Annotated in this window: 16 protein-coding genes; 8 read left to right on the top strand and 8 right to left on the bottom strand. The window is 42.4% G+C overall.

Annotation, left to right across the window (positions count from 1 at the left end):
• Positions 1–312 precede the first annotated feature (312 nt).
• The 6 genes from HMPREF9420_RS10890 to HMPREF9420_RS10865 all read left to right on the top strand — a co-directional run bounded on the left by HMPREF9420_RS10890 (position 313) and on the right by HMPREF9420_RS10865 (position 9,137).
• Positions 313–2,397 carry a GDSL-type esterase/lipase family protein gene (locus HMPREF9420_RS10890; RefSeq protein WP_007135748.1) on the top strand — a complete coding sequence of 695 codons (2,085 nt, stop codon included), beginning with the start codon at positions 313–315 and terminating at the stop codon, positions 2,395–2,397.
• Positions 2,398–2,432: 35 nt separating this feature from the next.
• Entirely contained in the window at positions 2,433–3,476 is a 1,044-nt protein-coding gene (locus HMPREF9420_RS10885; protein ID WP_248628111.1) for a mutarotase, read from the top strand.
• A gap of 10 nt (positions 3,477–3,486) precedes the next feature.
• Positions 3,487–4,728, top strand: coding sequence for an MFS transporter (locus HMPREF9420_RS10880; RefSeq protein WP_007135746.1), 1,242 nt, complete (start codon positions 3,487–3,489; stop codon positions 4,726–4,728).
• Positions 4,729–4,804: 76 nt separating this feature from the next.
• A complete protein-coding gene (locus tag HMPREF9420_RS10875; RefSeq protein ID WP_007135745.1) occupies positions 4,805–5,722 on the top strand; it encodes a dihydrodipicolinate synthase family protein in 918 nt (305 codons plus the stop codon).
• Positions 5,723–5,734: 12 nt separating this feature from the next.
• The gene (locus HMPREF9420_RS10870; RefSeq protein ID WP_081457512.1) at positions 5,735–6,925 is read left to right on the top strand and encodes an AGE family epimerase/isomerase; all 1,191 of its coding nucleotides are present in this window, start codon (positions 5,735–5,737) and stop codon (positions 6,923–6,925) included.
• A gap of 205 nt (positions 6,926–7,130) precedes the next feature.
• Positions 7,131–9,137, top strand: coding sequence for a ComEA family DNA-binding protein (locus HMPREF9420_RS10865; RefSeq protein ID WP_007135742.1), 2,007 nt, complete (start codon positions 7,131–7,133; stop codon positions 9,135–9,137).
• Between the two features lie 18 nt (positions 9,138–9,155).
• Here HMPREF9420_RS10865 and HMPREF9420_RS10860 read toward each other — a convergent pair whose 3' ends face one another.
• On the bottom strand, positions 9,156–10,184 hold the full coding sequence (locus HMPREF9420_RS10860; RefSeq protein ID WP_044079246.1) for an NAD-dependent epimerase/dehydratase family protein: 1,029 nt from the start codon (positions 10,182–10,184) through the stop codon (positions 9,156–9,158).
• Between the two features lie 260 nt (positions 10,185–10,444).
• On the opposite strand from HMPREF9420_RS10860, the gene HMPREF9420_RS13995 reads away from it, so the two are divergent.
• On the top strand, positions 10,445–10,558 hold the full coding sequence (locus HMPREF9420_RS13995) for a DNA-directed RNA polymerase (protein WP_155813730.1): 114 nt from the start codon (positions 10,445–10,447) through the stop codon (positions 10,556–10,558).
• Between the two features lie 75 nt (positions 10,559–10,633).
• Here the strand turns inward: HMPREF9420_RS13995 and HMPREF9420_RS14895 are convergent, their stop codons facing one another.
• Together HMPREF9420_RS14895 and HMPREF9420_RS10855 are read right to left on the bottom strand one after the other, a co-directional pair.
• The gene (locus HMPREF9420_RS14895) at positions 10,634–10,762 is read right to left on the bottom strand and encodes a hypothetical protein (RefSeq protein ID WP_081457473.1); all 129 of its coding nucleotides are present in this window, start codon (positions 10,760–10,762) and stop codon (positions 10,634–10,636) included.
• A 157-nt stretch (positions 10,763–10,919) separates the two neighbouring features.
• Positions 10,920–11,180 (bottom strand): tetrahydrofolate synthase, encoded by a 261-nt coding sequence (locus HMPREF9420_RS10855; RefSeq protein ID WP_147625673.1) that lies wholly within the window; start codon positions 11,178–11,180, stop codon positions 10,920–10,922.
• A 519-nt stretch (positions 11,181–11,699) separates the two neighbouring features.
• On the opposite strand from HMPREF9420_RS10855, the gene HMPREF9420_RS10850 reads away from it, so the two are divergent.
• A complete protein-coding gene (locus HMPREF9420_RS10850) occupies positions 11,700–13,121 on the top strand; it encodes a hypothetical protein (RefSeq protein WP_147625672.1) in 1,422 nt (473 codons plus the stop codon).
• A gap of 218 nt (positions 13,122–13,339) precedes the next feature.
• Here the strand turns inward: HMPREF9420_RS10850 and HMPREF9420_RS10845 are convergent, their stop codons facing one another.
• From HMPREF9420_RS10845 to HMPREF9420_RS10825, 5 genes are read right to left on the bottom strand one after another with little or no spacing between them, the layout of a single operon-like run.
• Positions 13,340–14,446 (bottom strand): BACON domain-containing protein, encoded by a 1,107-nt coding sequence (locus tag HMPREF9420_RS10845; protein ID WP_007135737.1) that lies wholly within the window; start codon positions 14,444–14,446, stop codon positions 13,340–13,342.
• Positions 14,447–14,464: 18 nt separating this feature from the next.
• Positions 14,465–15,727 (bottom strand): DUF4302 domain-containing protein, encoded by a 1,263-nt coding sequence (locus HMPREF9420_RS10840; RefSeq protein WP_007135736.1) that lies wholly within the window; start codon positions 15,725–15,727, stop codon positions 14,465–14,467.
• Positions 15,728–15,741: 14 nt separating this feature from the next.
• Positions 15,742–16,626 (bottom strand): zinc-binding metallopeptidase, encoded by an 885-nt coding sequence (locus HMPREF9420_RS10835; RefSeq protein ID WP_021825115.1) that lies wholly within the window; start codon positions 16,624–16,626, stop codon positions 15,742–15,744.
• Positions 16,627–16,646: 20 nt separating this feature from the next.
• A complete protein-coding gene (locus HMPREF9420_RS10830) occupies positions 16,647–18,215 on the bottom strand; it encodes a RagB/SusD family nutrient uptake outer membrane protein (RefSeq protein ID WP_044079245.1) in 1,569 nt (522 codons plus the stop codon).
• 19 nt (positions 18,216–18,234) lie between these two features.
• The gene (locus HMPREF9420_RS10825; RefSeq protein ID WP_007135733.1) at positions 18,235–21,561 is read right to left on the bottom strand and encodes a SusC/RagA family TonB-linked outer membrane protein; all 3,327 of its coding nucleotides are present in this window, start codon (positions 21,559–21,561) and stop codon (positions 18,235–18,237) included.
• Positions 21,562–21,579: the final 18 nt, after the last annotated feature.

Genomic DNA, 21,579 nt, shown 5'->3' with positions numbered 1-21,579 from the left:
TTTTTTTGAGTCTTCTGAAATGTTCAGAAGCATGATTTTCTGATTTTAGGTTCTTCTGAAACGTTCAGAAAAGGGTAAGTCGCGTTAATGAACATATTAAACTTGGTAAATCTATTTTAAGGATGAGCAGCAGGCTTAAAGTTTCTTACATTTATCAAGGGAAACGGAGATGTCTGCTTTATGATTTTATCTGACCGAATGAATTATTGCACGAAATAAGATCGCATAAAAAGGGATATGAATCTTTGCTTATCTTTTAGATTTGTAGTATTTTTGTGGTCATAAACTATTAGAAGGACAATAACTAACCTAATGAATATTTGCATCGAGAAAAGATTAATCGTGGTTCTTTTGCTATTTCTTGCATTAGCAAGTACGGCAAAAGACAAAGTTAAAGTGGCATGCGTTGGCAATAGCGTCACCTTTGGTTACGGCCTCAACAATCGCGAGCAAACGTGTTATCCAGCCGTACTGCAACGTTTACTCGGCACGAACTATGATGTTAGGAACTTCGGACATTCGGGTACAACGCTGCTAACCGAAGGACATAGGCCTTATATCCAACAAACGGAATATAAGGAAGCATTGGCATTTAAGCCTGATTGGGTTGTCATCCACTTAGGTCTTAACGACACCGACCCACGCAACTGGCCCAACTACAATCAACATTTCAACCGCGATTATCAGCTACTTATTAATGCCTTTCGAAAGGAAAATCCCAAGGCCAAGATTTGGATTTGCCTCATGACGCCTATCTTTCACACGCATCCTCAATTTGAAAGTGGCACTCGCGATTGGCATGCAGCAATCCAACAACATATCCGCGACATTGCAAAGGCTAATCATGTTGAACTCATCGACCTACATACACCCCTCTATTCTCGCCCCAACCTCTTCACCGATGCACTTCATCCGAATGCTGAAGGTGCTGAAATCATGGCACAAACGATTCGTTCTGCACTCACAGGTGACTATGGTGGACTGAAAATGTCACCGCTTTATGCCGATGAAATGGTGATGCAGCGACGCGAACCCATCGTATTTCGTGGAACCGCCAATGCCGGAGAACAAGTTAAGGTGACATTCCTGGGCAAAAAAGAAACGACAAAAGTCAAGACAAACGGCCAGTGGGAGGTAAGTTTTCCGGCGATGGAGGCAGGCGGACCTTATGAGGTTCACATCGCAACAAAAGCCCAACAACGCACGATTCGCCACATTTATATTGGTGAGGTGTGGTTATGTTCAGGACAATCTAATATGGAATTTCCCGTCAGTCAGTCGACTTCAGCCCACGAAGACCTTGCCACCACTGCCAAGCAACCCCTACTCCACCTCTTTAACATGTATACTCGCTTCCCAACGAATGCCGAGAAATGGGATGAAACAACCCTCGAAGCCGTCAACAAATTGGCACTCATGGGAGGAAACACATGGGAAACGGCCAATGAAAACACCATTAAAAACTTTTCTGCAGTGGCATATCATTTTGGAAAAGCATTGGCAGACAGTCTCAAAGTGCCCGTAGGCATCATCTGTAATGCCGTGGGTGGCACCACAACTGAATCATGGATAGACCGAAATACCCTCGAATGGCAGTACCCTTCCATCCTTTATGACTGGTATCATGGCGACTTTGGGCAGCCCTGGGCACGTCAACGAGCACTTCAGAACATTGCCCTTGCTCCAAAAACAGCCTTACAACGCCACCCTTATGAGCCGTGTTATATGTTTGAAGCAGCCATGTTGCCATTAAAAGATTATGCCATTCGCGGCGTGGCTTGGTATCAAGGAGAGTCTAATGCCCACAACATCGAACTTCATGCACGCTTATTTCGCCTCTTGGAGAAAAGCTGGAGACACTTCTTCCACTGCCAAAAGCTTCCATTCCTTGTCGTACAATTGTCAAGTCTTAACCGCCCGTCATGGCCTGAGTTCCGTGATTCTCAACAGCGGTTATCTGCAAAACTTCCCGAAACGTGGCTCACTGTGACCAGCGATCTCGGCGATTCTTTAGACGTACATTACCGAAACAAACAGCCTGTCGGCGAGCGTTTGGCGCTTCAAGTCTTGCATCATGTCTACGATTATCATCTTGTTTCCGAAGGACCTACATGCATAAAGGCCCGTGCTGTAGATAATCTGGTCTACCTTTATTTTGAGAATGCGCATGGGTTACAAGCCAAAGAAGGTGCTGTTCAAGGTTTTGAAGTAGCAGGAGAAGACGGAGTTTATTATGCAGCAAAGGCCGAAATAGAAGGTGAAAGCGTAATTGTCAGCAGTGATAAAGTGCCAAATCCGCGAGCTGTTCGCTATGGTTGGCAGCCCTTTACGCGTGCAAACCTCATCAATTCTGCCTCACTCCCCTGCAGTACATTTAAGAAAAAGATAGCTCAATGAAGTCAATTCGAATATTATTAATCTTATATCTTGTGATGAATCCATTCATAAAAGAAACTAAGCTGCATGCACAATCGTTGCACTTAGCACGCGTTGAATATGTGAAGGGCTTTCCATCAGACGAAGCTGGAATAGAAAAAGGAGTGTCAGCCTGCTTTGCTGGCACTGTCGACAATATGCTTTTAATGGCTGGGGGATGTAACTTTCCAGAGAAGCCCGCGGCAGAAGGTGGTCTGAAACGTTATTATCAAGGCATTTATGCTGCAGAAATCACATGCGAGAACCAACTGAAATGGACACTTGTTGGAAAGCTTCCACAACCTTGCGCCTATGGTGTGAGCATTCCTCTCCCAAGTGGTTTGCTTTGTATTGGTGGCAATAATCTTAATGAAAGCTTTGATTCTGCGTTTGAGATCATCTTGAAAGATGGTAAAGCCACACTGAAACAATATCCGTCATTGCCTGTAAAAATGGATAATTTTGCTGGTGCTTGCGATGGAAATCAAGTTGTTGTAAGCAATGGTTTGCAAACGTTCGCCCTCAAACTCAATCAACTTGAAGATGGATGGGAAACACTTCATCCACTCACACCCAAGAAATTGAGTCAGCCCGTAGGTGTGTTTGTTGAAGGAAACTATTGCCAATGGGGCGGCTGTACAGCCAAAACAGCAACCGAAGACTGCGAACTCTATCTCTCTGGTCAATGCTTAGGCAAGCCAACAACAGCGCTTGCACCACCTAAAAACAATGATGGCGAAGATATTTTCTTAGGAGGAGCTGCAGCTATCAGTCTCACTCCACAAACCTTTGTGGCTGTTGGCGGCGTGAACAAAGATATCTTTTTAGATGCCGTAAACCACCCCAAACCAGGCTATATGACACATCCGGCTGAATGGTATCGTTTCAATCCCTTTATTTGTATATATGAAAATGGAGCTTGGAAGATAGCTGGCACCGAAAAGATTGCTGCACGTGCAGGAACAACATTAGCCAAACATGGCAACGACATCTATGTCATTGGAGGCGAATTGAAACCTGGTGTGCGTACGCCTGATATCTATCGACTAACCTTTAAGTAACCAATTCCACATGAAAATCATTGAAAAGAAATACTATCCCTGGGCAGTTGTAGCCCTGTTATGGGTTGTTGCCCTCCTCAATTACATGGATCGTCAGATGCTTTCTACCATGCAAGCATCAATGAAAGCAGACATTCATGAACTCAATCAGGCTGAAGCCTTCGGCGCATTGATGGCGGTTTTCCTCTGGGTTTATGGCCTTGTGTCGCCTTTTGCAGGGATGGTTGCCGATCGTCTTGACCGCAAATGGCTTGTGGTGGGTAGCTTGTTTGTGTGGTCTTCGGTAACTTTGGCCATGGGATATGCCACAAGTTTCGACCAATTATATTATCTTCGAGGTCTCATGGGCATAAGCGAGGCATTGTATATTCCATCAGCTTTGTCGCTATTGGCAGACTGGCATGAAGGCAAAAGCCGTTCAATGGCGATAGGAATCCACATGACAGGTATCTATATGGGACAGGCAATAGGAGGTTTCGGCGCTGTTGTTGCGGCCATGTTAACTTGGAAAGCCGCCTTCTTTTGGTTCGGAATCATTGGTATAGTCTATGCCATTGTTCTGGCAATCCTGCTATATGAGAAACCACTTCGCAATGGTTTGAAGCACGAAAGTACAGCATCGACAACATCAAAAGCCACTATATGGCACGGATTTAGTGCGGTATTATCTAATTGGGTGTTTTGGATTATTCTCTTTTTCTTTGCCGTTCCGAGCTTACCAGGCTGGGCTACAAAGAACTGGCTGCCCACTTTGTTTGCTCAAAACTTAGGAATTCCGATGCAAGAAGCAGGCCCTATATCCACAATTACAATCGCTGCATCTTCGTTCTTGGGCGTAATCATGGGCGGATATTTGTCTGACCGTTGGGTAAAACGTAATCTCAAAGGACGCGTTTACACCAGTGCTATTGGTTTAGGACTAACAATTCCAGCCTTAGTATTATTAGGATTTGGTCATAACTTGCCTGCCATTGTAGGCGCAGGCCTACTCTTTGGCATAGGCTTTGGCATGTTTGATGCCAACAACATGCCTATTCTTTGCCAATTTATTCCGTCAAGACAGCGCGCCACAGCGTATGGAATCATGAACATGACAGGGGTTTTTGCTGGCGCATTGGTAACCCAAATGCTTGGGAAATGGACCGATGGAAATAAGCTTGGCTTTGGTTTCGCCCTCTTGGGAGCCATCGTTGCCTTGGCACTCTTTGTGCAACTGCGGTTCCTCAAACCTCAAACTGACAACATGGAATAAGCAAATTCCAATAAAAGAGCTTTCTGAAAACAACATAAAACAAATTCATATAAGACATCATATAAATCAGATTACAATGGAAAAGATTATCGGATTGATTGATGCACCATTCACTCCATTTCATGAAAATGGTGATATCAACCTCGAACCCATTGCGACTTACGGAGCAATGTTAAAGAAAAATGGTCTAAAAGGCGTATTTATTAATGGTTCTTCTGGCGAGGGCTACATGCTCACAACAGACGAAAGGAAGGCCTTAGCGACTGAATGGGTGAAGCAAGCACCAGCAGATTTCAAGGTAATTGTACACGTTGGCAGTTGCTGTTTGCGTGAAAGTGTGGAGTTAGCACACCATGCAGCCGAGATAGGGGCATGGGGAATAGGCGCCATGGCACCTCCTTTTCCACGCATAGATCGTATAGAAGAACTCGTAAAATATTGCGAACAAATTGCTCAAGCGGCACCAAACCTCCCCTTCTATTACTATCACATCCCCGCTTTTAATGGCGCTTTCCTTCCTATGGTCGACCTTTTGAAGGCCGTAGATGGACGTATTCCCAACTTCGCAGGCATCAAATATACTTACGAAAGCCTTTATGAGTACAACCAATGCAGGCTTTATGCCAACGGCAAATACGACATGTTGCATGGTCAAGACGAAACTATCTTATCGTCATTAGCCCAAGGGGGTGCCCAAGGAGGTATCGGTGGAACAACCAACTACAATGGACGTGAGTTGGTTGCCATTATAGAAGACTGGAAGAAAGGCGACATTGAATCGGCTCGAAAGCATCAAAACTTTGCCCAAGAAGTTATTAATGTCATCTGTCATTATCGTGGAAATATCGTTGGAGGCAAACGAATCATGAAGCTCATGGGCTTTGATCTCGGACCAAACCGTATGCCTTTCCAGAATATGACGACTGAAGAAGAAATGCGTATGAAGACAGAACTCGATGCAATTGACTTCTTTAGCAAGTGTAATCAATTCTAAATGTCAATAAGAATGAACATAGATCCTAAAACTTATCTAAGGCAATGGGCAGACCGTTACAAACAGGAGGTCACCGAAAACATCATGCCTTTCTGGATGAAACATGGCGTTGACCACGTCAATGGTGGTGTATATACCTGCCTAAATCGCGATGGTTCACTCATGGATACAACCAAATCGGTTTGGTTTCAAGGGCGTTTTGCCTATATATGTGCCTACGCTTACAACCACATTAAAAGAAATCGTGAGTGGTTAGAAGCCTCAAAGTCTACCATTGACTTTATAGAAGCGCACTGCTTTGACTCAGACCGCCACATGTTTTTCTCTGTAACGGCCGACGGAACGCCTCTACGCAAGCGGCGATATGTGTTTAGTGAGACCTTCGCTGCTATCGCTATGGCCGAATATTCCATAGCATCAGGCGACTCACATTACGCTAAACGAGCCCTCGAAGTGTTTGATGACACGCTGCGTTTCCTATCAACTCCAGGCTTCCTTCAACCCAAATATGAGCCCAACGTGCAGTTGCAAGGTCACTCTATCGTGATGATTCTCATCAATGTTTGCAGCTGTTTGCGCAATGCAGTGAATGAAGAGAGGCTCACAAAGCAAATTGATGAGTCGATAGATAAACTGCAACGCTACTTCATGCACCCTGAGTTTAAGGCGCTGTTAGAATGTGTTGGTCCTGCAGGGGAATTCATTGATACGAATATGACACGTACAATCAACCCGGGACATTGCATAGAAACCAGTTGGTTTATTATGGAAGAAGCACGCCATAGACAATGGGATAAGAATCTCTTAGACATGGCACTCACCATCTTTGATTGGTCTTGGGACTGGGGGTGGGATGAAAACTACGGCGGAATCATAAACTTTCGCGACTGCAAAGGCTTGCCTTCACAAGACTATGCACAAGACATGAAGTTCTGGTGGCCACAATGTGAGACCATCATTGCTTCGCTTTATGCTTACATGGCGACTGGAAACATGAAGTACTTAGAACGTCATCAGCAGATTAGTGAATGGACTTATGCCCACTTCCCCGACCCTGATTATCCCGAGTGGTATGGCTATCTACACCGCGATGGCACTGTAGCGCAGCCGGCAAAAGGCAATCTTTACAAAGGACCTTTCCACATTCCACGCATGATGATAAAGTCATTTACTCTCTGTAATGATATCCTCAGTCGGATGTAACATTTGACTTCATCACTTCAAGGATAACTATCGTTATCTTCATATCGGGCACATCATTCTCCATGGTGTGCCCGATAATTCTCTTATGGGAATCAGATAATAATACATGAAAAGCCAAAAAAATTACTTTTTTATTAGGAATTATTCTTCTTTTTCCGTATGTTTGTTGCGTAAAACCTAACCTATCATCCTTAAACCAAATACCATGAACCTAAGAATAGGCTTTCTTTTGCTTCTCATTGGCTTGCTATCGACAGCCAAAGTCAATGCCCAACGAGAACAACGCTGGGAAGATTGCTATGCAGAACTCATCGCCATGGAAGGTGAAAGCGAAGAAGACATCCCCGATTATGACCTGCTTTGCGATATCGCTAACCATCCAATAAACATCAATCAGGCTACAAAAGAGGACTTAGAACAGCTTCCTTTCCTCAGCGATCAACAGATAGAAGACATCATGGAATATCTTTTTCGTTACCATTCTATGCAATCTTTGGGCGAGCTTCACATGATTCCATCTCTTGGGTACACGTATGCACGCCTGCTTTCTTATTTTATCTATATCGGAAAACCTAATGAAACTCATCATCTTTCATGGCAAAAAATTATGCGTTATGGCCGACATAAGATTATAACTGCCATGAACATTCCCACTTATTCACGCCGAGGCTTTAAGGAAAATCAATACCTTGGCGGACCTATAAAACACTGGTTACGCTATACTTTCAATTATGTTCATCAGTTAGAAATAGGATTTACGGGGGCAAACGATGCTGGAGAACCTTTCTTTAAGGGTCGAAACAGCTTGGGATATGACTACAACAGTCTCTATCTTATGCTTCGAAATCAAGGCTGGTTAAAGTCACTTGCCATAGGGAAATACCGCGTTCGGTTGGGTATGGGACTTGTAATGAACTGCGATTATGGCTTTGGAAAGCAGATGCTTATTGCCTCTTTAGACCGCTCTTCTGCTACAATCCGTCCTCACACTTCACGTGCAGAAGCAAACTATTTGCAAGGGGTTGCAGCGACTTTTAAGCTGAACAGCCATTTAGAAGCTACCACTTTCCTCTCCTATCGCCAAATAGATGGTACCTTATGTCATGATAGTTTGGGAGCAATCTCAGCCATATCGTCCAGTGGAGCCCATCGCACTGCCACCGAAATGGCACACAAACACAACACCAACCAATTCGTTGCAGGAGGTCATCTGCATTATTTTCGTAATGGTTTCCACGTTGGAATCACGGCGCTTTATACCACCTTAAACCGCGAGTTGCATCCCGACACCACATTACTCTACAAACGTTGGGCCGCCATGGGCAAGAGATTTTTCAATGCAGGCATTGACTATGGATACACAGGAAGCCGACTTTGCGTGAGCGGTGAACTGGCTACTGACGCTCATCTGGCGCTTGCCACCATCCACAAACTAACTTATCGTGTGGCCAACCCCTTGCAATTAGTGGCGATTCAGCGTTTCTATGCCTACAAATACAATGGACTTTTTGCTCGAAGTTTTGCCGATGCAGGAGCCGTTAAGGATGAAAGCGGTCTATATCTTGGTGTGAACTGGAATATCAATCGTGCCTTTTCATTGCTTGCTTATGGTGATTTTGCCTACTTTGCATGGCCTAAATACGGACAATCTATAGCTGGAACACACGCCCTTGATGGCTTTCTGCTACTCCATTACCAGCAAAAACAATTACAATGTGCCGCACAATATCGCATCAGACACCGTCAACGTGACGATGAAACGAAGTCAATGCTCATTGCACGAAATGAACATCGCGGACGTTTGAAAGTCGATTATTCTCCTGGTTCGTGGCATCTACGCACACAGGCCGACTTCACTTATGCCATGCAACAAACGAGAAGTTTTGGTTATATGCTTGCCCAAAGCATACAACGTGACTATAAAAGCATCATCATTTCAGGCACATTGGGCTATTTCCACACACAAGATTACAATAGCAGGGTATGCACTTATGAACGTGGAATGCTTTATGATTTCAGCTTTCCTAACTTCTTTGGGCATGGAATTCGTTATAGTTTCATGGCTCGAACAATGCTCAACAGCCACTTAACACTACTCATCAAAGCCGCAACTACAGATTATTTCAATCGCAATACCATTGGCAGTGGATGGCAAAAGATTGCGCATTCTGCTCAAACGGATATTCAACTGCAAGCCATTGTCAAACTTTAAACCATGCGAAACAACCTGTTACAGCGTCAAAGATGTAATTTTTCTTTCGGTTTCACCCATGATTTCAACCAATTGATCACACCACTTATCAAACTGTTCATCGGCAGGTTGACATTCAGGATGATGCATCACATAGTCTAATGTCTGCCGAACACCTTGGTCAAAACGCATGGAAGTATGGAAATCGGGAACTGCTTGATGCAACTTTGACAAATCAAAGACCACCGAATTTGCCTTATCTCCCAACAACGCTCCCTTGAAATCGTATTGTGGTGCCAAGGCCAACAGCGTGCTCGGAACATAACATGGGCGGAACGTTACACCCAAAACGTCGGCTATTGTCTTATGAATTTGATTCCAAGTCAACACCTCTTCACTCATCACTTGATAGGTTTCGCCTACTGCATGCACGTTGCCCAACAAGCCAATAAAAGCCTGGGCAAAGTCTGTGTTGTGTGTAACAGTCCATAAAGACGAGCCGTCTCCTGGCATGATTACAGGCTTTCCATCGAGCATTCTCTTAATAACTTGCCAACTACCTCGCTGCCCATGAATAGCCACGGGCACCGACTTGTTACCATAAGTGTGGCTCGGTCTAACTATCGTTATTGGGAAGCCATAGTCCCGCTGATAATGATGTAACAGGTCTTCACACGCAATTTTCTCCCGTGAATAGGCCCAATAAGGATTCCGAAGCGTTGTAGACTCGGTGATAAATGGACTTGATAGCGGTTTATTATAACACGAAGCAGAACTAATAAAGACGTATTGTTTCGTGCAATTAGCAAAGCGTTGGAAATCTTTCTCTACGTGTTCAGGACGAAAAGCAATGAAATCAACCACACAATCCCACATCATTCCACTCAACAGTTTGTCGGTTTCTGCACTGTGAATATCGCCTACAAGCGTGTTGACCTCACGTGAAAAATCATGCTGTTTACCACGATTCAGCAACGTGACTTCCCACTCATCACGCGCACAAAGCAAATGCGTCACCGCGCTACTAATAGTTCCTGTACCACCGATAATCAATATCTTACGTTTCATTTCCTGCCCAAATCTTTTATTGTTAATTGACATATAGCACACAAATATAATGAATCTATTGCACAATGGCAAAGAGAATCCATTCTATTTCACGGAAAAAAGATTCAGCCATCCATGTAGATTATATGTAGAAATGATACGCATCCCGTGATGTTTTCCCATAGAACGCATTGTGGAAAGTGTGAACCAACGCCATAAGTGTTGCGGTTTTTAAGCGTAATCCGCAATTAATCCACATGTGTATAGACATTAATCACACCATGAAACACACATTTCAACGCCATAGGTGTTGCGCTTTTGATAGCCCAGGGTTGCCAAACGATAGTGCAGGCTACCCTGGGTTAGTGCATGATTTGTGGGGAACAACGCCGTAGGTGTTGTGCTTTTTCGACATTACCCACCATGAACCTCCTCGCTATAACCATACTTTCTCAAAAAAAGCTCAACACCTACGGCGTTGAATCTCCTTGCGAACGTTGACCCGGGGTAGGCTCGTTCCTCGCCAACCTCGGGCTATCAAAAGAACAACTCGTACCGAGTTGCACCATGAGGGCATTCATAATGGAATATACATTCATGGAAATATTGACATAATTTGCTATTTATTAATTCGTATATTGACATTAATCATGTTATAAAAAGAACGTGTCAACGCCATCGGTGTTACGCTTTCTAAGCGTAATCCGCAATTAATCCTATCGCCATAACCATGCTTTCTCATAAAAAGCTCAACACCTATGGCGTTGAATCTCCTTGCGAATGTTTACCCGGGGTAGGCTCGTTCCTCGCCAACCCCGGGCTATCAAAAGAACAACACCTACGGCGTTGCACCACGAGCGCAGTCGCAATATTAAACACATTCATCAAATAATCATCACAATACAAACAATATTGTGGGTTGAATACATTCATAATGGCAAATACATCCATGGAAATATTGGCACCAAACCCACGGCGTTGCACCATGAGGGCAATCACAATATTAAATACATTCATCGGAAAATCACCATAATACCCATGGCATTGTACATTAACAACGTTCAACATTCTGAACAAACGCATTGGACAATTATCATGAAACAAATAGTTTGATGAGCTAACCCTGTTTCAAGGTGCATACCATTTCTAATTTATGATGATTCAATAACACAAACCACATTAATCCAACAGCTATAAAGGACAAAATGATTTGACATAGATTGTGCGGTGATTTGACGCTTATTATACGCTAAAATGACGTGAATTGTGATGTAAAATGATGCAAAACACGAAATCAAATCTCATCCTTTATCTACACATCTCATTAGGAAACTTATGCAAGAGAATGCTGCTTAAACCATAAATAACCTTATTTTTGGCGTAAATATTTTGTTCTTGATTATTATTTTCCTATTTTTGTAGAAGGAGATTTCCGTGCCAGCACGGACAAGAAACATTCAATTCATGTCAGCATGTGATATTATATGCAACATATACGTTAACCATCCACCCAATAATGACCTTAAAACTAAAGAAATGAAAAAGAAAGAAAACAAGAAAAAAGATAGCCAATTATCCTCCACTACCACTCATTTTATCACGGAAGAAATGCGGTTATTGAAGATTGGTCCATGCTTTATGTCGACCGACATACAGGAGATTGGACTCGGTCTTGTCATCGTTGGGCGCATACATCAAAGTGGAAAAATCAGCATTGCCTTTTTCCTTGTTGACTCGTTTTGCTTGGGTGTGAAAGATTGTGGTTATAAACTATATCTCAAACAAGATGAAATTGAGGACATACTAAATATGTTTTACAACTTTGATTTTAAGCCATGTTCTTATGAAGAGGCGCATAACATGATCTATGGTGCCGTGCATTTTGCCGAGAAAGGTGGTATTAAACCTAATGAGAACTTTGAGTTGATGAAATATTTCTTGGCAGAAGACAATGCAGAGATACCTCACATCGCATACGAATTTGGCCGAAATGGAGAACATTATCTTTGTGCAAAGGACAAAGAAGAACTTAATCGGTTCCTACCCTTGCTCCAAAAGGCATTGGGAAAAGATGTTGAATATATTATACTTGATGAAGATACAGAAGAAGAAGAAATAGAAGAATATTTAGAAAGAGAGTCAGAATACACGTTCAAAATCCCAGATTATCCACGCCAAGTGACGTTGATTCATCCGTGGGTATACAAGGAACTTGCAAAAGAGTATGACAAAGGACTGCCTGACGAGCAAACCTTCAGTAGACTGTTAGACCTGCCTCACGACGAGTTAAGACACGATTTAGAACAAATTATCCTATATAAATTAGGACAATTTCATCGCGTTCCAGTAAAGAAACAAAAGGAAGATTCGGTGATTTTAGCAGCCGTCATCTTGCTTTCTGTAGTGGGTAACGAAGAAAGTCTTGGCTGTGTGTTAGAGTGTTTGCATCAACCTGAGGTATTCTATGACTTGTATATTGGCGACTTTATTGTCGAATCTATCATGCCATCACTTTATTTCACGGGCAAAAATCAGTTAAAGAAACTCATGGAAGAGATGAAAATACCAGGTCTTTATCCTTTCGCCAAGTCGGTAATCCCTGAAGCTGTTCTACGCATTGCTATCGAAACACCCGAGAGAAAGGCTGAAGTCGTGGCATGGTTTCATGAACTTTTGCAGTTCATTATCCATGATCCACAACATGGAGCAAGTGTTCCGCCTGTATTAGTAGGCTTGATTTTAGATGATATAATAACGCTAAAAGCTTTTGAACTCCTACCAGAATGTAAAACGATTATTAAGGAAAGACTGGCTGACGAAGATACTTTCAGAGACTTGAAAGACATCGAACAGCTGATGATTGATGAAAATAAACAGATGAAACTCACGTTAGACTACAGAGATATCATTAAGTGTTTGCGTGGTGAAAAAAACTCTTTCGGCGTTGAAATAAACTGAATCATAATAGAACTACAGAGATATTACATGGGAACAACCATGGACTAAAGATGTGATTTTCGTAAACTTGTGAAAGGAGACACCACATTTATTTCGATGATTCATCTCATCTTAAAATGACAAACGACCGTAGTGAGTCGCAAACAGAAAACAAAAGAGAGCCGGAAGAATGATTCTTTCGGCTCTCAAAGCTTTGGTTAAGAAGATTGATATGTCTGTTATTTCAGCTTGAATGTTGGTTGATCAAACGACTTTGCACTTGCTGTTGTGGGCTTAAGTCTATAGAGATAGACATTTGTTCCCATCAAATAGAAGGCTTTATACGAATCGTTTGAGAACTGAGGTGAATCAAAAGCACCAAGGATTAGCATGGCAGGCTTACCGAAAGTCAATACCGTTCCATCGAGATCTGCCACCCTTTTAGTTACTTCTTCGCTATAGTTGAACTCACCAGAGATTAGATTTGACGGTGAAAGACTTAGCTTACTTTCAGATGCTCCGACTACTGTTCCGATGTAATATTGCTTGAACTTGCCAGCTGCTTGACCAGAAGCAATAGACAAACCAACATTATCGGTGTCGTAAATCACAGGTACTTCTACTCCAGAATTACCTACTTTAAGCACATAAGCATCGCCTTTTTTCTCTAAAGAAGCATTGTATAAGGTAGTAACCTGCTTGTTATTCTTGTCTGTTTCGTCAATCTGCAAATAATACTTACCCTTCAAATCCTTATCGAAGTTCACCTGAACGACCTTCACTTTCTGTTTACCAGCTTCACTCTCTATAGTGAATTCACCACGGCGTAGATGCCCTTCATCATTCTTTGCAGTAGTAATGGTCAATGCACCATGTTCATATTTCGGTGTAATCCAACTATCACTTGATGACACTTTGATGCCGAAAGTGCTTACAACCTTATAGGAAACGCTTCCTGCCTCATCATCCATCACGATAGTTCCAGGCATATCTAACTGAGTGTAAGGACCGAGTTGGTCGATTGCTACCACTGTAGAGTCAACATCAGATGTCTTGATAACCACCGTAGTGTGACGTGACTGCAAGTCGCGATTAGGCTCAGTTGTAACAGTAACCAAATTGCCTTTGGTTTGCGTTTTGGCCCAAGAAGCATTTGCATAAGCGTGAGTTACATTGCCTTCTACATAGATACTATCAGTACCTCCAAGTGCATCGAAGGAAGTATTAGCCTCTAACACTTTCACAGAATGCGTGTCGATGTCATTCGTTATGTCGCCTTTTTCACAGGCTGTCAATAGAGAAAGACAGCCCATGACACAAAAAGCGTGGAATAATATTTTATTCATATTCGTTTGTTTTAAGCGTTATTGAATCTTCTTCATACCCTTTATATAAGGTATTTCGGCACTACCATTGACCTTAAGTGTTGTAGATTTGCCCACTTCATTATTGCCGTCATACTCTACAATGACGAAAGAATCGGTGTTAAAGAACACGCCATAGCTTGGAGTAAACGTCAGATATACCCCCTGTTTTGACGTATCTTTGGCAATGTTATAACCCAACATATCAATTCGATAGTAGAAACCTCCATCGGCTAATGCCATTGCACACATCCAGAACTCATGGCCATTAGCAGCTGTATAGATGCGTTCTGGCTCCCACTTCAACGTTCCATCCTTCTCCTCATAAGTGAAAGTGAGGTGGAAATCAGGTGAAAGTCCTTCGACCTTATACGTCTTTCCGTCTCCTGAAGCGACTAACTTCACTGGGATAGAAGCGTTTTCATACTCGAAGTTATAAGTTCCAAGATAGTCTTCATAGCGCATAAAGTCGGCGTGAAGAACAATGCTTGATGCCCCAGGATCAGTCGAAGTAAACGTTAGTTTGTCGTTATCATACGTGAAATGTTGTACCTGTTTACCATCTATTGTCACGGGAGATTGCAGTTCAATTCCATTCGAAGTAAAGAAGAACGGAACTTCCTTTTCATTGCCCTTATAGCTTAAACTAAACCTACGATCAGCCGAAATCTCGACATTAAACGTATCCTTTTTGTTCGTATAATAGTAATTTTGTTTAACCTCTTCAGCCACTTTCTGCATTGAAGTGACATAATTTTGCCAGTTAACATCGTCTTTCAGGCGTGTCATTACCATCTTATTATGGAACTTCTTGCCTTCAAGGAAGATGGAATCATTCGTAGTTCGCTGAATGATGAACTCGTAATCTTGGCCATGTCCATCACCATCCATCTGAGAAGGAGATGAAAGCATGTGGAAGATCTTATTGTAAGTGTTAATCGTTAACACTGGTCCCATGTCCTTGATAACATCATAACTTGATGAAGAAGTCTCTTGAGGCTGAGCTATATCGCTTGCAACAGTGACCTTACCATCCTTGAATTTCATCAGATATGTATAGCCTCCACCCTCATAACCAGCTTCAGTCCACAGATGAAGTTGCCATCCGTTGTTTGCTGATTCAAGTAGAGCGATATCAGCTTTTACAGCTTTTTCCACTCGCTGTGCAGCCGATTCGTCAAATACAACATCGTCATCGTGCAAACAAGATGTCAGCATCAATGTCGCAAGGAGTATCTGAATACTGAATATTATCTTTTTCATAAGCTGCTTTTCTTTTAGTTTAATTTATTCAAATCAAGTTGATTAATCTCAGAAGCCCTACGGAGTACGATGCTACGTAGCTTGTCGATATCAAGTTTCCACGAATCTTTCATGTAGGAACGGATAATATCAAGCTTCGCCTGTATATAGGGAGCACCTTTCGAACCCGCTCTACGCATGAGTGCTTGCCAATCACTTGGCGATGTCGTTACATAGACAGAAAGCATCTCTGCAAAGTCTTCGATAGGCTCACTCATAGCATAAGGCGTCACAAAGCCTCTTTGATTGGCCTCCCCTTGCTGTATTTGATACCAGTCACCACTTACATAATTGCCCTCAGAGATATGCTGAAAGTTCTCATCATAAGGTATCTTCTGATTCAAAATGTGGGTAAACTCGTGATGCATCGTATGGAAATAATACTCGTTTAACGTAGCATAATCTCGCAAAGTGGCATCAGTCAAGCGGTTAACCATATACAAAGTAATGACTAATCCGCCTTCAGCGGTTCCAAGAACCATGGTTCCATCTCCACTATTATAAGCCGCAGAACCAATCAAATGGATAACTCTTGGAACGTTTTCCTTAACGAAGTCTGAGCCAACACATTCTGCATAAGCATCAAACCAAAGGTATTTCGCGATGATAGCTAACTTTGCTGACTTCGCAGAATCAGCTGGAACAAGATGGTATTTCATATCACTATAGATGTCTTCCATCTTATATTTGAAGTCAATATTATACGGATAAGTATAATTATCAAGTAGCCATTTGTCGAAATTATCACGCTTTACGGCCTTGTTTTGAAAGATACTGTCTCCTGAAGGATTATCTTCTGAGCATGAAGCAAAGCTTAGTGACAGGATTGCTGCTAAGACTAATAAATATATTTTCTTCATCATTTACTCATTTAATAATGTTATTTGTTTCTTAGATTGGCTGGAAGTCCAGCAGTAATAACATCCTGCGGCAACTGAATTGCACGTCGTGGATCGTCTTCTTTCATTGTATCGGTGACGGCAATAACCTTTCGACTGTCATTCAAAGTACGGCGATACATTACTATTCCGTAACGCTTCACATCCTGAAGTCGCCATCCTTCGCCCACCGTCATTATGCGACGGAGTTGTAAAATCGCTTGAAGAATCGGCTCTTGTGTTGTAGATTCAATGCTGAACGCAGTGTGAAACTTCTTCTTCGGCGTAGGTTCTGTGGGCGTATAATAGTTTATTCCTCGATAAAAGTCTTGTATTCCAGTGAGTGTAACACTAAGATTTCCACCCGAAAAAGCCTTTACCTCTGTGTTCAAATCTTGCACAGCTTCAGCATATTTGCCTAACATGGCATTAGCTTCTGCCCGTACAAGCAACGTCAAGTCAGTCGTAAGAACAGGATATGCAGTGTGAGAATAGCCGATACGAGCCTGTATATCCGTGTATTCAAAAGCGTAAGGAATCTTATTTACGAAATACTTTGATAGGCTGTTATTATTCCATACTGTATAACCGAAAGACGAACTACTTCCCCAAGGGCCTTGAGCTTGCAGGTCTTCTTTTTCAGAAATCAACTGACCATGAGCGTATTTAGCAGCAAAGTTGTATGGTCCGAGGTAAGCACCAGCCTGAGAAAATGCCGTTTGTATCAAGAGATTGGCCTGACTTGAGATATTAACATAGTTGTTAGGTGCCACCTGTCCGTTGCTGGAAAGACTATAGAAAGCTTTCCAATCACGTAGTTTTGCTGAAGCATCTGTACCGAGTACGCGTGTAGCATAAGCCACTGCTTTATCATATTTCTGATAGTAGAGGTTGAAAAGTGCCGCAAAAGCATAGGCTGCATTACGTGTAAAGTGGTACTTAGGACGAGCATAATTGTCTGTCACTAAAGGCAAACCTTCTTCTATATCACGATTCATCTGATCATAACAAGCTGCTAAAGTGCCCCTTTCATACTTTGTTCCGACCTTTGTTTCAGGTGCCATTGGATAGGGAATTCCCATGGCTTTGGCAGCTGTTGTAGCATCATAAGCAACACAAAATGTATTTGTCAACTGAAAGGCAGCAAACGCTCTACAAAGCAAAGCCTCACCTTTCGATGCCTGATATTCTTCAGTGTTGCCATTATCTTCTATTGCTTTCAATGCTGTATTGGCTGTAGACATAGCCTTATAAAAGCTATTCCATAACTGTTGTGGTGTCTCATCGTCGTCTACTTCGGTAATATCGTCCCAAGAATATGCTTGATCTTGGAAGCGACCTGCACTCGTCCAACTCGTTACTTTGAAAGCATCTGTGTTGTCAGAATACATTTCTGTGAGCAACGCGGCATTGCGTTCAGGATATGCAGAAACAAGGAAATTCTGCACCTTCTCCTTACTATTAAGCTCCATTCTGTTATCAGGAAGCTTGTCAAGATAATCATCACATGAGCTAAAGCCCAACGAAACGGCAGCCAATGAGATGTATATATAAATCTTCTTAATGTTCATAACCATAATTTTTCTACGTTTATAATCCTAATTTTAACGTCATTGTGAACTGGCGAGGGATAGGAGCTGCAACACCACCAGCGTTAACAAACTCAGGATCTTGACCGTTAAGTTTCTTATCTGCATAGATAAGGAAGAGGTTTGTTGCCTGGAGTTTCAATGAGAGATTCGTGAAAGGAGTAGCTTGAAGCAATGTTCTTGGAAACTCATATCCCAAAGAAATCTCCTTCATTCGAATGAAATCACCTTTAGCAGTGCGGTTACTGGTGTAGTTATAAGCATTATATGCGATTCTCAAATTACTGTCGTCACGATAATCGCGATAGGGTAATATTCCGGGAACAGAGGTTCTTTTCTCTTCACCGGCCATTGTCCAACGGTTCTTAAACTCTTTAGTCATGGCTGTAAGGTCGTTATATCGTGCGCTGAAAACAGGGTCAAGACGAACAAAACTGCCAAAAGAGTAAGTCACAAATACATTAAGTCTCCAGTTCTTCCACTTCAATTCATTTCCTAAAGAGCCTGTAACAGTCGGCTCAGTTGGGCCTTCATAGATAAGATAACTATTATCCGTTCGGTTCTGGAAATTTATATTTGTAGAGGTCAACTGACCATTTTCGTTCAGGTAAGTAGGTATACCATGGTCGGTAAGTCCTTGGAATGGCATGGAGAAAATAGCGCGATGAGGATATCCTTCCATTGTAAATCCACTACTTGCTTCACCACTTATGAGGTCAATGGTACGCGCATGACTCATCAACGACGTTACTTTTGTCGTCACATGTGAATAAATAAGGTTAGTTATCCACGTGAAGTCGCGATTCCGAATATTAGTCGTTTGGATTGAAAGTTCCTGACCTTGTGACTTCATTGAAGCCGTATTGGCATATCGAACAACTTGTCCACCAATACCTTGTGTTGCAATCGGACCAATCAAATCAAAGTTGTTACGCCAGAACAAGTCAAAAGTCACATTGATTCGGTTATTCAAGAAGCCCAACTCTGAACCGATATTAAACTCATGTTTCTTCTCATACGTGAGCTCAGAGTTCTCTAATTCGCTAATCTCTATACCCGTTTCTTTGTCTGTTCCGAATATTCTGTACGGCGTATATGACTTTAAGATTACTGTTGAATTTGTGTAAGTAGAAGGTCCTGGGTCTGCCGTGAGTGAATAAGATGTACGCAACAACGCATGTGTTAGCACATTATTAAATGTATTTTTGAACCAAGGCTCCTCGCTTACATTCCAACTTCCCGAGATATTCCAAGTCGGAAGCCAACGTGCACTGCGGCTTCTTCCAAGGCGGTTTGTACCTTCATAGCGGTAAGTACCCGTCAAGTTGTAACGCTGTTTATAAGAATATGTGCCCGTAGCAAAGAAAGCTGCCGTGCGGTTATGAGTGTTATTAAGTGAATAGTAGACTGCATTATCATCAATGTTCTTTTTGAAGAACTGATAGATATAGAACGGAATTTCACCTCCATCATACTGCATACCTACGCCATTAAAGTAAGTACGCTTACGATCTACATTCGAAACATCAAGTCCTCCCAATACATTCAGACTATGAACTTGGTTGAAAGTGTGTGTATAATTAGCCGTTGCACGAACATCCCAGCTTATTTTCTGCAGGTCAGTCTTATGATAAAAACCTCCACTTGGCAACACAGAGATTGGCAATGCATAAGGATTTGTCGGATCTTTATAAAGATAATGGTTTGCATCTCGAATGATAGAGTTATCCATTGCACGATAAGCCTGTGCCTGATTTGAGTGCTCTGTTATCTTATGTTCTTGCGAAGAAGTGTCATACTGCACTGCACCTATCAACGATAATCGCAGATCTTTGACGGGCTTATAAGCCATTTCAGCCTGGAATTTCGTGTTCAACACATTCATATCTATCTTGTTATTCTCCAACTCATTAAGGATATTGAAGGGCGCATAGTTAGCATGATAGTATGTGTTTGGGTCGAGAGCACGAGACGTATTCAAGGCATAAGAGTAAGGGTTGATATCAAATTCACGCTTCACTTGACCGCTAACAACGTCTACATCCTGTGCCAATGTTCCCGGAGCTTGCTGCTTTCGATAAGAAGCCGAAGCCAACAAGGTGAGTGAAAGATTATCAAGTAGATGATGAGTAGCATTGAAGTTTGCGGTATAACGCTTCACTTTTGAGTCTTTATACCAACCCGGATCATTCATAAACGACATAGAAACATAATAGTTTGACTTTGCCGTTCCACCACTAAGACTTACAGAATGATTCTGCATCAGTGCGGAAGAGAAGAGTTGTTTGAACCAGTTTGTGTTGCGCATTTCAGCACTATGTAGATAAGAATCACGTGCTTCCTTTGTATTGGCTAAGCCAAACTGGCCTGTCTTTGGATTAAAAGTGTTGATGAGTTCATACATCTTTCCATACACACCATAGTCACTTCCGTTCAACACATCAGAGAGATTGAGCCATCCTTTGTCTTGCATCTCCTGATAGATTCCCATCTGTTCTTGTGAGTTTAAGATGTTAAACTGACCATAAGTAGGAATCAAACGTGATGTAAACTCACCTGTATAACTTACATGAGCCTGTCCCGAACGTCCCTTCTTTGTAGTGACTACGATGACACCGCTCATGGCACGGGCACCATAAATAGATGTAGCTGAACCATCTTTCAATATCTGGAAGCTCTCAATATCATCTGAGTTCAGACCTGCTATGGCTGAAGAAATCAATGTTTCTGCATCACCTGATGACAAAGCATCGGCGCTAATGTCGGTGATATCCTCTTGAACGACACCATCAACAACCCATAATGGTTTTGAGTTTCCATAGATTGAAGTTGCACCACGCACATGAATCTTTGGCGCAGTACCAAAGGTTCCCGACACGTTTTGCACGCTTACACCAGCCGAACGGCCTTCAAGTGAGCGACTAACATCGGCCATACCGCCTATCAAAGCATCGCTTGCTTTAATCTGATCGGCTGCACCGGTGAACATACGGCGGTCCATATTCGACACACCTGTTACCACAACCTCGTTCAATGTCGCATTGTTCGGGGTCAAAACAACCTTCATGTTCGCCTTAGGATTAAGCGTCTGAGCTTGCATTCCAATGTAGCTGATGACAACTTTCTTACCATTTGGCACCGAAAGTGAGAACTTTCCGTCTGCATCTGTCACTGTACCGACCTTAGAACCCTGCACAATTATCGAAGCACCGATAATGGGTTCGTTGTCTTCTGACGAGATAACTGTTCCGAAAACTTGTGTTTGTGCCACCGCAAAACCTATGCTTAGGAAGAGCGAAGCCAAAAACATCACGAGTCTTTTTTCCATAAATTCTCTCTCTTAAAT

The organism is Segatella salivae DSM 15606 (assembly GCF_000185845.1).
Classification (GTDB): Bacteria; Bacteroidota; Bacteroidia; order Bacteroidales; family Bacteroidaceae; genus Prevotella; species Prevotella salivae.
This window is presented reverse-complemented; position numbering and strand designations above follow the sequence as displayed.